Genomic DNA, 11,839 nt, shown 5'->3' on the forward strand with positions numbered 1-11,839 from the left:
GGACGCCCCTCCATATGGAGCCAGTCACGGGGCGCCCGGGGACAGTCCCTGAACAGGTGATCCGTCCGGCAACCGGGCGGAGGCCGGTCAGCGCAGGACCGAGCGCGGCAGCACCTGGAGGGTTTGGAGCTCGGCGTACGACTCGACGGTGCTGACCCGGGTCGGTGACGCGTGACCGGTGAGCTCGCGGATCCGACGTAGCCGTTGGCAGGCGGTGTCGGCATAGCAGTTCCACGAGCGGGTCTGGAACCCGCCGATGCCGCTGCTGTTCCAGCGCGATATCGGCACCGAACACCGCGCCTTCACCCCGACAGCCCTCCGCAAGCTCCTGATCAACACGCTGGCCACCACGGGCCTGACCGATGCCGGCGGCGAACCGCCCATCTTCTCCCCGCACGACTTCCGTCGGATCTTCGTCACTGACGCCATCATGAACGGTCTGCCACCACACATCGCCCAAGTGATTCGCGGGCACAAGAGTCACGACACGACGATGGGCAACAAGGCGATCTACCCCACCGAGACCATCGAGGCCCATCGCGCCTTCATCGCCCGCCGCAGGGCCACCCGACCCAGCGATGAATACCGAACACCAACCGAGGCGGAATGGGACGCTTTCCTGGCGCACTTCGAGAAGCGCGAAGTGTCCATCGGCACCTGCGCTCGTGCCTTTTCCAGCCCTTGTGTTCATGAACACGCTTGCGTTCGTTACTCTCTCCTCCGACCAGATCCGGCCCAGCGAGCCAGGCTGGTCGAGATTCGCGACAACCTCCCCGCCCGCATCGAAGATGCTATACGCGAGGGATGGCTCGGCGAGGTCGAGGGCCTCCAAGTCAGCCTTGCAGGCACAGAGGAGAAGCTCGACCGACGCAGCCGAACCAGCACTCCTGTTGATCTCGGTATCCCTCACCTCGCCACGCCTCAGGGAGGGGAGCTACCGTGATCACTCTTGGAGACGTGACATCACATGCCGCTGGGATGTGTGGACAGCCAGTCGGGGTGCGCAGCTTTGAGAGCGTCCCTGACCGTGGCGCTGGGCGCGAATACATCCCCGCCACCGTCATAGGGGTGATAGAGCCAGCGAAGATCGAGCGGGGCCAGGGTGACCCCTGCGATCACCTCGTCGGCCACGAGCCGCAGAAGCGGATCAAGAGCTTTCCTGTTACGCGGACAACGACTTATGTATTCGTGCTCGTAGAGGATGTCATCCGGGAAGTCGTCGTCATGAACCCAACTGTCCCAGTGCTGGGCATCCGGGTCGACCCTCTGGAGGTCCGCCATGCGCGTGACAGGCTCAGGGTCTCCGTTCCACTCCCGGGTGACCACATACAGTTCGTCGTCGTTCGGCCCCAGCTCGGCCAGCAGCGCGTGATGGCGTTCGAGGAGGATGCTGTACTCGGTCTCGTCGTCCGGGTATCGCTTCGATCCGGGGAGGCTGTGAAAGCGCACCCATCGGTCGGGATAGGCCCGGCGCATCGGGATGTCCTGCTGCGGCACAGGCCATTGCCGTTGCCACAAGGCAGAGAGCGCTTCGAGATCAAGGCCGGGATTACTTCCGTTCACCGCTCCATGATCGGGCATTGATGTTGCGACGGACAGCCACCCCCGTCAACGAGCGGCAGGACCAGCTCAGAGAGAACAGAAGCAGGTTCAGAGAAACTTGTGTCAGATGCTCCCTCCTCCGACCTGACCCGTCCCAACGGGCACGGCTTGCCGAGATCCGCGACAACTTGATCGCCCGAATCGCCGAAGCCGAGACGGAAGCCTGGCTCGGCGAGGTCGAAGGTCTCCAGGTCACTCAACTTGATTGGGTGATGTCGGGTGGAGTGGGCCATCGGTCATCTGCGCCGGTGGCCACCGACCCACATGGGCCGGCCCTCGGTGTGCATACTGTGACCGGCAGAGGAGCCGTCGTCCGACCGAACGACGATGGGTGGGGCCGATAGGCCACGGGCCGGGCCGGACGATCAAGGAGACCAGCGATGGATGTCAAGGAAAGCTGGCGCCGCTACGGGCTTCGCCCCGTCGGCGCGGATCTCGACGAGGTCCGTGCACTCCTCAGAGAGCACACGGCGCGTGAGCGACGCGCCCAGGGCGAGGGCGACACCGAGCTGATGAGGCTCTGCTGCTTTCAGCTGTTCAACAGCGGCGACCTCGACGACGTGCTCCTGGTCTGGAGTGCGAAGCAAGCCAGCTTCGACGCGGCGTGCTCGATCGACATCGAATTCCTGCTTGGGCACGGGCTCGACGCGACGAAGGCCTACCTCTCGGCCAACCGTGCACCTGCTGCTGCGGCGGCGCTGGATCGACTGCGCGAGCTCGAGGCGGACGGTGAATTCGAGGGCTTCTCAGTGGAGGAGCGCTCCGCCTCCTACGACCGGTACTACGGCGGCTGACCAATCTGCAGCGCCGGTCAGTCGTCCGTGATGAGGCCCGTGCCTGCAAGGCAGCTGTCGACGAAATCCGAGCGGTACTGGATCTGCTTGAGCCTGTGCTTCACGGCCCTGGTGATCTGGCCCAGGTCGGCTGCGGCAAGGTTGCCGAGGTCGCGTTTGACCAGCGACCAGATGCCCTCCTGCGGGTTCAGGTCCGGCGCGTAGGTGGGGAGCTGGAACACGGTGAGCCAGGCGGCATTCGCGGCGATGAACTCCCGCATCCCGGCGGTCAGGTGGAGGCGGACGTTGTCCCAGACGAGTACGATCGGCCCGCCGAGCTGGATGCGGGCACGCACCAAAAGGTCGCGGAGGTCCCGCCAGCCGAAGCCCTTCGGCTCCCCCTTGCGCCCTCGGTACTCGCGGATGGCGTAGATCAGTCGGGACCGCTCGCCCGGCTTGTAGCAGGTCATACCCGCCATCGACACCCGTCCGGAGCCCCGGCCGCGAACCCGGACGACGGGGGTTCGGCCGATCCGTCCCCAGGTTCGAGAGCGCGGCGGCGTCATCGACTGGCCGGCCTCATCCTCGAAGAGGATCCAGCCGTTGCAGGCCGCCGCACAGCTCTTACCCGCGGCCACACCTCCTTCTTCCACAGCTCAACCGCCGCATCATCGCGCTCGATCGCCCGGCGGGTGGGCTGCTGCCACGACCAGCCCTGCCGCTTCAGCAGCCGCCACGTGCCCTCCACCGTGTACGAAACGTGGAACAGTCGACCGATCAGCCTCTTGATTCGCGCCAGCGGCCACCGCTGATCGGCCCAGCCTTGGACGAGCGGCCCACCATCCAACTCCAGCTCCAGCCTCGCGACCTGAACCGGGCTGAGCCTGGGACGCCCGGGTGATCCCTTCGATAGGATCCCGGCCTCGCCTCGCTCGCGCCAAGCCCGGCGCCACCGCTCCACCGACCGCTCGCTCACCCGCAGCGCGGCAGCGATCTCCCGGTTCTTCTCCCCGCCCGCGAAGCGTTCCACGGCCTGCAGCCGGATCCGCTCGCGTGCGGCCCTGCCCGCGTCGGTCAGCCCGCCACCCTGTGCGTACCTCACAGCCCCACAGCTACCGCAGCCGACAGGCCGGCGTCAGGCAAACATCCCCGACATCACCCAATCAAGTTCAGCAGCCTGGCTGGCGCCGAGGAGAAGCTCAGCCAGCTCGATCGGGGCCACGGGCAGCATACGGCCGTGGACCTTGGCATCCCCACCATGCGTGGTGATCGATGAACCCACGAGGGTGGGCTGCCGCATGGCCCTCAATCAAAATCGAGAACTGGTTCAAAGAAGCGTGCGTCAAACTCCCTTCAGGACACGGTCAAGTGCCGCCCGGCCTGCAGGTCCCCAGTTCGGCTTGCCGCCGGGAAGGCCCCGATCTCCGTTCTGCCCCATGAGCATCAGGAAGAGGCTCTTCATAGCGGCCAGCCCGCGGGAGCGCCGGATCGCCGCCTCGTCTGCATGCGCGTACATGTCGAAGAACCGTGAGGCCGTGCCCGCGGGCAGCAGCACCCATGCGGCGGCGAGGTCCCACGCTGGATCGCCGGCAAACATGTCGCCGAAGTCGACGATGCCGGAGAGCGTTCCGTCCGAGACAACGACGTTCGCGGGATGGAGGTCGCCGTGCACCCACACCGGCGGGCCTTCCCACTCGTGGGCCGCAACGGCGTCGTCCCAGACGGCCCGGACGTCGGCAGCGATGTCGTCGGGGGCAACGGCCTGGAAGAGGTTCTCGAAGCCCTCCGTGCAGTTCTTGGGATGGCCACCGCGGTCCGTAGCGATCGGCGCCTCGGCGGGCGCCTCCACATGGAGTGCCCGGAGGAAGCCCGCCAGCGTGTCGGCCGCGTGGTCGCCGCGGCTGATCGAGCCGTGGTCCAGCGGCTGGCCGGGAACCCACGTCATCACGGTCCAGTGCTTGGGGAAGCGCTCGGACGGTTCGCCGAACCGCACCGGGGTCGGCACCGGGAGCGGCAGGCGCGGGGCCAGCACGGGGAGCCACCGCCGTTCCTTGAGCTGGAGATCCGGGGTGGGGTCCATGCGCTGCATGCGCACGGCCAACTCGTCCCCGAGGCACCACATTTGGTTACCCCAGCCGCCCGCCACCTCGCGGATGGACAGCCCTGCAAGGTCTGGATGTTGCTCCTGCAGCAGGTCGCGGACCAGGTCTGCGGTGATCTCGATCTCGGTGTCGGTCATGCGAAGTCACGGTACTAAGGCGACAGACGGAGCGGGCTCTCGTTCTCCGGAACATCTCGCTGTGATCCCTCGGGCATCACCAATTCGGTTTCAGAGAGCTACGGATCAGAAGCTTGCGACAGACCGGCGGCTCAAGTTCAGAGAAGCTTGTCGGCGCTTCCCGATGCTGCATGTGAACCCCAAGATGCTGCCACGTCTCGACGAACTGGAGGAAGATCTGGAAGCCCGTAGGCAACAAGCAAAGAGCGAGGGCTGGCTGGGCGAGATCGAAGGAATCGATCTCACTCTTCAGTTCCTGCCCGAAAAGCGCAAACAGGCCCAGAGAGCTGAGCAACCGAGTGGTGTGGTCACCCTCGGCATCCCTGCTGTCCCGCCTCGCCCCTGACCGTGCCGTGTCAGAGGCCCGTGCAACACTGCGGCACATGTCTCTCGCCAATCTCAGTCTTGACCAGTGGCGGTCATTCGACCTGCCGACTGCACACCGCGTCGCCCGCGAGGTCGCGGAGCTGGTCAGTGGCCGCGTGACCGCTCTCGAGACCGTTGAGCACCTCAACACCCCGCTGCATCGTGTCCGGATCGAACGGAATGCTCAGGAATTCGCTCTGATACCCGGCGGCCCAGTGACGCTCGGGTTCGACCTCGACGCCTGGCAGCCGACGCCCGAGCAGACCGCCGATGACGCAGAGAGCCTGGATCAGGGCTTCGGCTACGGGCCCGACCTTCGGGCCCACCTCGCCCAGGTGCTCAGCCCGCGCCGGAGCGTCACCCTGGCCGCCGTGCTGATGGCCGTGGGGGACGAGAACCTGACCGAACTGCCCGCCGACATGCCGGCCGCGCTCGCGGCTCGCGGCCTGCGGATGCCTAGCTCGGACGAGTGGGAGCACGCCTGCGGGGCCGGCGCCACAACCCTTTTCCGGTGGGGCAACGACTGCCCCCTCGACCGCATCCCCTACGGAGACTCGGACGGGCCGCAGAACCAGCCGAACGCCTTCGGCCTACGCATCGCCTACGACACCTACAGCACAGAGCTGACGAGCGACGTCACCGCGGTACACGGCGGCGACGGCGGCGAGTCGGTGTGTGGCGGCTACGGCCATATGTTGGCGTGGTTGCCCCTGGCCACTGCCAACAGGAACCCTTCCATGGTCGAGTTCGTGTACGGCCCCGACGGCGAAGACCTTTGCGAGGACTTCTCCACCCGGCCCGTGCTGACGCTCTGAGTGTGCAGCAGTCTTGTAGGGCTCGGACGGTATCGAGTCACTGGAGGACGACCGTGACGCCGTAGCGTTCGAGGAGCTGCACGATGTCCTCGAAGTAGGAGAGCCCCTTCCCGAGATCCGATGCGACCTCTGCAAGCGCCTGGCGCGCGATGTCGGCGTCGTGCCAGATCAGGGTGAAGGGCACGGCCACGCCAAACCCGCCGTTCAGACAGTCCTTGAACGCGTTCCATTCACGGCCGAAGTAGCCTCCGGGACCTACCAAAGCCTCGGCCATAGCGCAGTGCAGACCGGGCCCGTCCGTGACGAATCTGCCGTCGAGGTGGTGTACGCCGCCCGTGCGATCAGGGCCTTGGTCATTCATGCCGGTGGCCGTCAGATCGAGCCACTCGGCTCTCCCTCGCGCCGCGTACGGAGCCCACTGGTTGGGAGTCATCGGGACGCCCTGGTACCAGGCTTCCCAGATCGGACGGGCAATCAGCGAGGGCCGGTCGCCGCCGCCGTCGGTGAGCGTGATGTCCACCAGGGCGCCTCCGAGCACCGACGGACGCGCTCCCGTGATATCCAGGTCCACATTGTGTCAGTACATCACCCGACCGTTGCGGTCCAGGGCCCACACCTGCATCCAGTCCCGCTCCCACTTGCGCGGCCTGCGCAGGACAGCGAGCAAGGGCTCCCCGGCCTCGCAGCCGATGAGCTCCAAAGGAGTCCTCGGCGCGGCCTCGCGCGAGACGAACAGACCATCAATACTCAGGCAGCGCCCAGCCGGGACGGCGGCCACAGTGGTTCCCGCGAACAGCTCGAACCGTGGCGACGTCGGCAGAGCGCGTGACCACGTGTATTCCTCTTCGACCCCGGCCCCCACGACGACATCCACCAGGGCCGGATCGGTCCGGCTGGGCTGGTGAGCAATGACTACCGTGTCCACCAAGTTCCACCACTGCACCGGCTGCTGTTCGTCCCAGACCTCGACGCACACGTCGCCCAGCAACCCAGTTGCCTTCCCAGCATGGGCAAGGGCATTCCCCAATACCCCGTCGGGCGTACACCCCCGCAGAGTCAGCACCTCTCGCGGCGGCGGAACCCTGTCCACGAACAGGCCCTCTACGCCGGCGCACCGTCCCCAGAACCTCTCCTCACCCTCTTCGTCCTCGCGGACCAGCAAGTACTTGACCGGGAAGTCCCGCCCCCAGGCAGCATGCTCTTCGACCTGCACCCAACCCCCGAACAACCAGACCAATTCCTTGTATCCACGATACGCGGATCTTCCCCTGCACCCATCACGATCAGACGGGGGTTGCCGGCCCCACCGAGCCGGGCCAGCGCGTCGCAATTCGGTCGAGGACCGGCTTGTGCCGGCTGGCGCTTTCCGTCTGCTGATCGAAGGTGAGCTGCTGGCTGGAGATCTGGTCGGTCATCAGGTCCTCGGCTCTCAGACCGCGTTTGAGATCTCATTCAACGCGGATAGGTGATGGGGGTCGTCACCCCCTGTTGTCCCAGGTAGCGCCTATGGTTCCGCCCATGAGCGTTCCCGAGATCATCCCGATCAGACACGAACCTGACTACCGCACGAGCACCATCGGGCGGTGGCAGGGCGGCCAGTTTTTCGCCTCGGTCACTGCGGCCTTCCCTGAGGGCTGGAGCGGCGACGACTGGCAGTCCCAGAAGCGTTGGTGCGCCGTGCTCCATCAGTTCGACGGGGCCGGCCAGCACCTGGACTCGCGTATCCAGTTCACCGGCACCACGGCGGACGGCGAAAAGAAGGCGATCGACGCGGCCCGGCTGCTGCTTGCCGAGTGGCTGAACGCCCTGCCGGAGCGGCGGTACCAGGACATCGCGATCGCGCCCTTCGAGGTCCGGTTCGAGGGAGCCCTGTTCGGCCTGGTCGTGGAGGAAGACGCGGACGAGGAGGACGATGGTGCGTGGGCCGAGTTCTATCCCGACGGCCTGGGCTTCAACGCACCATGGAACGGTTGCTACGACACCTGAGCCGAGCCAGCGAGGAGCCGCGGGCCGCTCCGGACGGCCGCTCGGCCCCGGGCCAGCCGGCGCACCATCACGCCGATCATCGCCCAGCGGATCATCGTCTCCGCGTGGGCCGGGCTGGTCTCGTAGTCCCGTGCAAGACGCCGGTGGGCGGTGAGCCACGAGAAGGTACGTTCAACAGCCCAACGCTTGGGCTGGACCTGGAAGCCGCGCTGACCTGGGTCTTTGCGCACGATGTCCAGCTCGCGGCCAAGGATCTGGGCGGTCCAGTCGACCAAGCGGCCAGCGAAGCCCTGGTCCGCCCAGATCTTCTGAACACTTGGGTGGTCGAGCCGGGTCCACAGCAGCGGGCGACGGGCACCATCGCGGTCCTGGACACTGGCCGCGACGACGTGCACGGCCAGGAGCAGGCCAAGGGTGTCGGTGACGATGCACCGCTTGCGGCCCTTCACCTTCTTGCCCGCGTCGAAGCCTCTGGTTGCGGCCGGGACGGTATCTGCGGTGCGGACGGACTGGGAGTCGATCAGCCCGGCAGTCGGTTCGGCATTCCTGCCATCGGCCTTGCCAACCTTGCCGCGCAGGGCATCGTGGATGCGCTCGACGGTGCCATCGTCGTGCCACCAGGTGAAGTACCAGTAGACGGTGGGCCAGGGCGGGAAGTCCTTCGGCAACTGCCGCCAGGCGCACCCGGTCCGGACCACGTAGAAGATCGCGTCCACCGTCCGCCGTCGCGGATGCTTCTCCGGCCGCCCGCCCTTCGGCCCCACCCTCGCCGCTGGCAGCAACGGTTCGACCAGAACCCACTGCTCATCCGTCAGATCCGACGGATACCCACCCCCAGAACCACTCACGCAAGGCTCAACGGCCTTTCCCGCCCCAAGACACGGCAGATCTCAAACGCGGTCTCAGGGAAAGCGCCAATACTCTGGCCCGCTGGAGTCCCAGGGCATCGTGCAGTGCTCGTGCCGTGCCCGCCAGGACTGGGGTGTGATCTGTGGGCTCTGGAAGCATCCGCGTCCGGGTGGTTGTGGACCGATCCGCATAACGAACCGTAAGAGTAAGCGCGCGGGCCACCTGGCCATCTGTTCTCAAATACCTCCCGATATCAACGGCAAGCCCGAGCAATGCGCGCTGACGCACCGATTCATCGACTTCATGCCTCCCGATCGCCATTCAGCACTGGTCGACTTGGGTGGAGCGTGCGTTACCAAGAGGCCGAAGCCTCCGGAGACCGCGACGTCATGCTGGCACTGCAGCGGTCAAGGGAAGCCGAGGGAGACCTAGTGTTCTGAGAGATCGTCTCGATTGGTGATCAATCAACGCTCCGTCACGCTGGAACGGGCTGTCGGTGGACAATCCGCGTGCGCCGGTTGATCAGGGTGGGGAACACTGTGCTGATGAGCTCTGCAGCCTCCCAGACAGCGCAGGAACGGGCCCTTCGGCATGTCGCGGAACTGGCGTCGGGCCCTCCGATGGACCCGGCATTGCGGGTGACCCTCAACTTCCACCCAGACCGTCTGCTGCACGGCAAGCCGATCTTGGACGCTATGGCCGAGGGCGGCGTCTACCACTCGCAGTTCGTCACTGGGACTAGCAACGGCGGACTGACCGCGTATCCAGACGGCGACCGGTGGCGCTGGGAGAGCCGGATCTTCGACGGGGCGTACGACGAAGCGACCGCTCATGAGCGGCCCGTCTATGGAGCGTTGAACTTCCGTCGCAAGCCGGTCGGCGGGGCGCCGCGGTTCGGCTCGGCACACTTCCGGCTGACGGCCCAGACGCTGACGCGGACCACGTTCTGTTACCCGGATAGTTTCCTCGAACCGTCGAATTTCGGTGTCGCGGCCCGCATGGGGCTCATCGAGCTTGCCTTCGCCGATCGCCAGGACGAGCTGGACGATTACATCGAGGCCCAAGTGCACGGGCCGGTCCAGCTGCAATGCCATGTGGAGGCGCTGGTCCTGGACCCCTGCTACCGAGGCACGACGGTCGAGGACGCGGCTCTGCGTCTTGGCTGCCCGGTGGAGTGGCACCCCGGCTTCCGACTCAGGGTTGAAGAACTCCGACGTCACTCCGGCTACCGAAGCCAGGAGTACGTCGACTTGGGCACGCAGATCGCGGTCGACGGCGTGCTCGATCCTCGGATCGTCGGAAATGCTGCACGTGCTGGCCTCTATGACCCCCAGGCGGTCAAGAAGGTGTGGCACTACCTGGCACGATTCGGGGCCCCCTGGAAGGCCACGGACAGATCTGCGACACCGGCACCGATGGAGGGGGCTGCACTCGATGGCCTTCGTTGAGGGGCTGGTGCCCGAGGGGCTGTGGGATTTGTTCCGGGCTGTGAGACCGCAGATCCCCACGAAGCCCCAAGGCGGAGGCCGTCGACGGGTCGACGATCGCGCGGTGCTGGCCGCGATCATCTTCGTCGCCACGTCGGGGTGTACCTGGCGGCAGTTGCCGCCAGTCTTCGGTGCCTCATGGCAGACGGTCCACCGGCGGTTCTCCGAGTGGACCGCGGCGCGGGTGCGGGCGAAGCTCCACCGCCTGGTGCTGGACGAACTCGCCGCCCGCGGGGAGCTGGACTGGTCGAGGTGCGCGATCGACTCCGTGAACATGCGAGCCCTCAATGGGAGGAGCTGACAGGCCCTGTGTTTCGTTCGGCACCGCCATTCCTCAGCTTCAAGTCGGTCGGTGGCAAGGCACTGCAGTCTTCTCGTCTGCAAGCTGAGCGCGTGTCGGAGCACAGGTCTAGGCGATGCGTGGCTTCTGTCCTCCAACCATTCCGCGAGCCGGGTCACCGCATGTCCCATGGGCAGACCGAAGCACCAGCAGGGTGACCGAACCAGTGATGAGCAGGAGCATCCCGACGGCCACGATCCGGGTCATGTCGGCGTATTAGGGCACCGGATCGTAGGCGTCTACGGCAAAGCAGCCCGAGGTTGAAGCAGACGGCCAGAGCACCGACGATCCCGGTGACAATCCGGGCCGGGTTCTTTCCCCGTCCGTCGAGCAGGGCCAGGAGCAGGCAGACGGCACCGAAGGCGGTCGTAGACGGCGAACGCGGTCAGCACGACCGCGGCGAGCGAACCCGCCGTACCGTCGCCCGCCTGTTCGCTCCGATAGCGGCTGAACTCTGGGCTGGCGAAGAACGTGCCGACCGAGGAGACCAGGGCCAGCGCCGCCACCCCGGCGAACAGGTAGCTCGCCGCGAGCACGACGCCCGGAGGCACCGGCGGCTGTTCCCTTCCTCGTCATGGTCACCGGGCCGCCCCCGTCGGCTCGGCAGCCCGGCGGCGGCGCAGCAACAGGCCCCCGACCGTGAGCCAGCCGAGGAGGGGCAGGGACGCAAGCGCGTAGAGCCACGGGTTCGATGTCGCCGGCGCGGGACTGGCGTACGCCTCGGGCAACGGCTTGGAGCTGGTGAGGCCCCCGAGCCAGACTTCGCGGCCAGTCCCGCTCGGCGCGTGCAGCGCGTTGCGCGCCGTGGCACTGAGCGCGGGGTGTTCCTTGGCGAACTTGGCGGCGCTCAGCCGGTTCTGGTTGATCCGGGTGAAGTCCACCCCGCCGTAGACGTAGGTGTTGGTGTAGATGATGTTGCCCTTGGTGGTGGTGCGCTTCACCTTGAACTCGCCGTTCTTGTACGACTTGACGTAACGGTCGAAGACCTCACGGGGCGTCCACTTCTCCTTGGAGGCCCAGCGGCTGATGTCGCCCTTGCCGATGAGGTCCGAGTACGCCGTGTGCTTGGTGGTGCTGCGCTTGCGGAACCACTCGGCGGCGACCCGGCTGGCGTAGACCCGGCGCAGATCGGCGTACTCGGGCGCGGTGTTCACCGCGTTCTGGACCTGCGGCAGGATCGTCGAGCGGTACAGCGACGCGTTGTGCCGGGTGCTGGCGTCGTCCTGCTGTCCGCAGCCGGATTCGCCGCCGACGCCAGGGGTCTTGATGACCTCCGACTCCATCTTCACCTGCAGCGGTGCGTCCAGGATGTACAGCTCGTCGCCGTTGTCGCGGACGGTGGC

The 11,839-nt window shown here is 66.5% G+C and carries 15 protein-coding genes and 3 pseudogenes; 7 read left to right on the plus strand and 11 right to left on the minus strand.

Annotation, left to right across the window (positions count from 1 at the left end):
- Positions 1-87 precede the first annotated feature (87 nt).
- Positions 88-288: a hypothetical protein gene (locus tag VIU94_RS27600; protein ID WP_331915200.1), complete on the minus strand. Its 201-nt coding sequence runs from the start codon at positions 286-288 to the stop codon at positions 88-90.
- Here VIU94_RS27600 and VIU94_RS27605 point away from each other — a divergent pair.
- A complete protein-coding gene (locus tag VIU94_RS27605; RefSeq protein ID WP_331915202.1) occupies positions 257-943 on the plus strand; it encodes an integrase in 687 nt (228 codons plus the stop codon). The genes VIU94_RS27600 and VIU94_RS27605 overlap by 32 nt on opposite strands.
- Positions 944-963: 20 nt before the next feature.
- On the opposite strand, the gene VIU94_RS27610 is transcribed toward VIU94_RS27605, so the two are convergent.
- Complete coding sequence (locus VIU94_RS27610) at positions 964-1,563, minus strand: DUF3885 domain-containing protein (protein ID WP_331915204.1); 600 nt, start codon at positions 1,561-1,563, stop codon at positions 964-966.
- 419 nt (positions 1,564-1,982) lie between these two features.
- Here VIU94_RS27610 and VIU94_RS27615 point away from each other — a divergent pair, with 419 nt between their 5' ends.
- Complete coding sequence (locus tag VIU94_RS27615; RefSeq protein WP_331915206.1) at positions 1,983-2,396, plus strand: hypothetical protein; 414 nt, start codon at positions 1,983-1,985, stop codon at positions 2,394-2,396.
- 17 nt (positions 2,397-2,413) lie between these two features.
- Here the strand turns inward: VIU94_RS27615 and VIU94_RS44905 are convergent.
- The 3 genes from VIU94_RS44905 to VIU94_RS27635 all read right to left on the minus strand — a co-directional run bounded on the left by VIU94_RS44905 (position 2,414) and on the right by VIU94_RS27635 (position 4,614).
- Positions 2,414-3,477, minus strand: a protein-coding gene (locus VIU94_RS44905; protein ID WP_422664592.1) for an IS630 family transposase whose coding sequence is annotated in 2 segments (ribosomal slippage) — positions 2,414-3,030 and positions 3,030-3,477 — 1,065 coding nt in all. Because the reading frame shifts where the segments join, the coding sequence is not laid out codon by codon here.
- Between the two features lie 33 nt (positions 3,478-3,510).
- On the minus strand, positions 3,511-3,675 hold the full coding sequence (locus tag VIU94_RS27630; protein WP_331915210.1) for a hypothetical protein: 165 nt from the start codon (positions 3,673-3,675) through the stop codon (positions 3,511-3,513).
- Between the two features lie 42 nt (positions 3,676-3,717).
- Positions 3,718-4,614, minus strand: a complete 897-nt coding sequence (locus VIU94_RS27635) for an aminoglycoside phosphotransferase family protein (RefSeq protein ID WP_331915212.1) — start codon at positions 4,612-4,614, stop codon at positions 3,718-3,720.
- 172 nt (positions 4,615-4,786) lie between these two features.
- Between VIU94_RS27635 and VIU94_RS27640 the strand changes: the two genes are divergently transcribed.
- On the plus strand, positions 4,787-4,999 hold the full coding sequence (locus tag VIU94_RS27640; protein ID WP_331915214.1) for a recombinase: 213 nt from the start codon (positions 4,787-4,789) through the stop codon (positions 4,997-4,999).
- A gap of 37 nt (positions 5,000-5,036) precedes the next feature.
- Positions 5,037-5,834, plus strand: coding sequence for a hypothetical protein (locus VIU94_RS27645; RefSeq protein ID WP_331915228.1), 798 nt, complete (start codon positions 5,037-5,039; stop codon positions 5,832-5,834).
- Between the two features lie 37 nt (positions 5,835-5,871).
- On the opposite strand, the gene VIU94_RS27650 is transcribed toward VIU94_RS27645, so the two are convergent.
- From VIU94_RS27650 to VIU94_RS27660, 3 genes are all read right to left on the minus strand, one after another.
- On the minus strand, positions 5,872-6,354 hold the full coding sequence (locus VIU94_RS27650; RefSeq protein ID WP_331915216.1) for a barstar family protein: 483 nt from the start codon (positions 6,352-6,354) through the stop codon (positions 5,872-5,874).
- Between the two features lie 57 nt (positions 6,355-6,411).
- The gene (locus VIU94_RS27655) at positions 6,412-7,047 is read right to left on the minus strand and encodes a hypothetical protein (RefSeq protein ID WP_331915218.1); all 636 of its coding nucleotides are present in this window, start codon (positions 7,045-7,047) and stop codon (positions 6,412-6,414) included.
- A 70-nt stretch (positions 7,048-7,117) separates the two neighbouring features.
- Positions 7,118-7,249, minus strand: a complete 132-nt coding sequence (locus tag VIU94_RS27660; RefSeq protein ID WP_331915220.1) for a hypothetical protein — start codon at positions 7,247-7,249, stop codon at positions 7,118-7,120.
- A 103-nt stretch (positions 7,250-7,352) separates the two neighbouring features.
- On the opposite strand from VIU94_RS27660, the gene VIU94_RS27665 reads away from it, so the two are divergent.
- Entirely contained in the window at positions 7,353-7,820 is a 468-nt protein-coding gene (locus tag VIU94_RS27665) for a hypothetical protein (RefSeq protein ID WP_331915222.1), read from the plus strand.
- On the opposite strand, the gene VIU94_RS27670 is transcribed toward VIU94_RS27665, so the two are convergent.
- Positions 7,808-8,707: an IS5 family transposase gene (locus tag VIU94_RS27670; protein ID WP_331915230.1), complete on the minus strand. Its 900-nt coding sequence runs from the start codon at positions 8,705-8,707 to the stop codon at positions 7,808-7,810. The two genes, VIU94_RS27665 and VIU94_RS27670, sit on opposite strands and share 13 nt — an antisense overlap.
- A 13-nt stretch (positions 8,708-8,720) precedes the next feature.
- Positions 8,721-8,981: pseudogene (locus VIU94_RS27675) on the minus strand (DinB/UmuC family translesion DNA polymerase); the annotation flags it as partial.
- Positions 8,982-9,214: 233 nt separating this feature from the next.
- Here VIU94_RS27675 and VIU94_RS27680 point away from each other — a divergent pair.
- Positions 9,215-10,117 (plus strand): DUF3626 domain-containing protein, encoded by a 903-nt coding sequence (locus VIU94_RS27680; protein WP_331915224.1) that lies wholly within the window; start codon positions 9,215-9,217, stop codon positions 10,115-10,117.
- Positions 10,104-10,451 (plus strand): annotated as a pseudogene (locus tag VIU94_RS27685) (transposase); the annotation flags it as partial. The gene VIU94_RS27680 and the pseudogene VIU94_RS27685, both read left to right, overlap by 14 nt.
- A 623-nt stretch (positions 10,452-11,074) precedes the next feature.
- Here VIU94_RS27685 and VIU94_RS27690 read toward each other — a convergent pair.
- Positions 11,075-11,839 (minus strand): annotated as a pseudogene (locus VIU94_RS27690) (hypothetical protein); the annotation flags it as partial.

Source organism: Streptomyces sp., assembly GCF_036566765.1.
Taxonomy (GTDB): Bacteria; Actinomycetota; Actinomycetes; order Streptomycetales; family Streptomycetaceae; genus Streptomyces.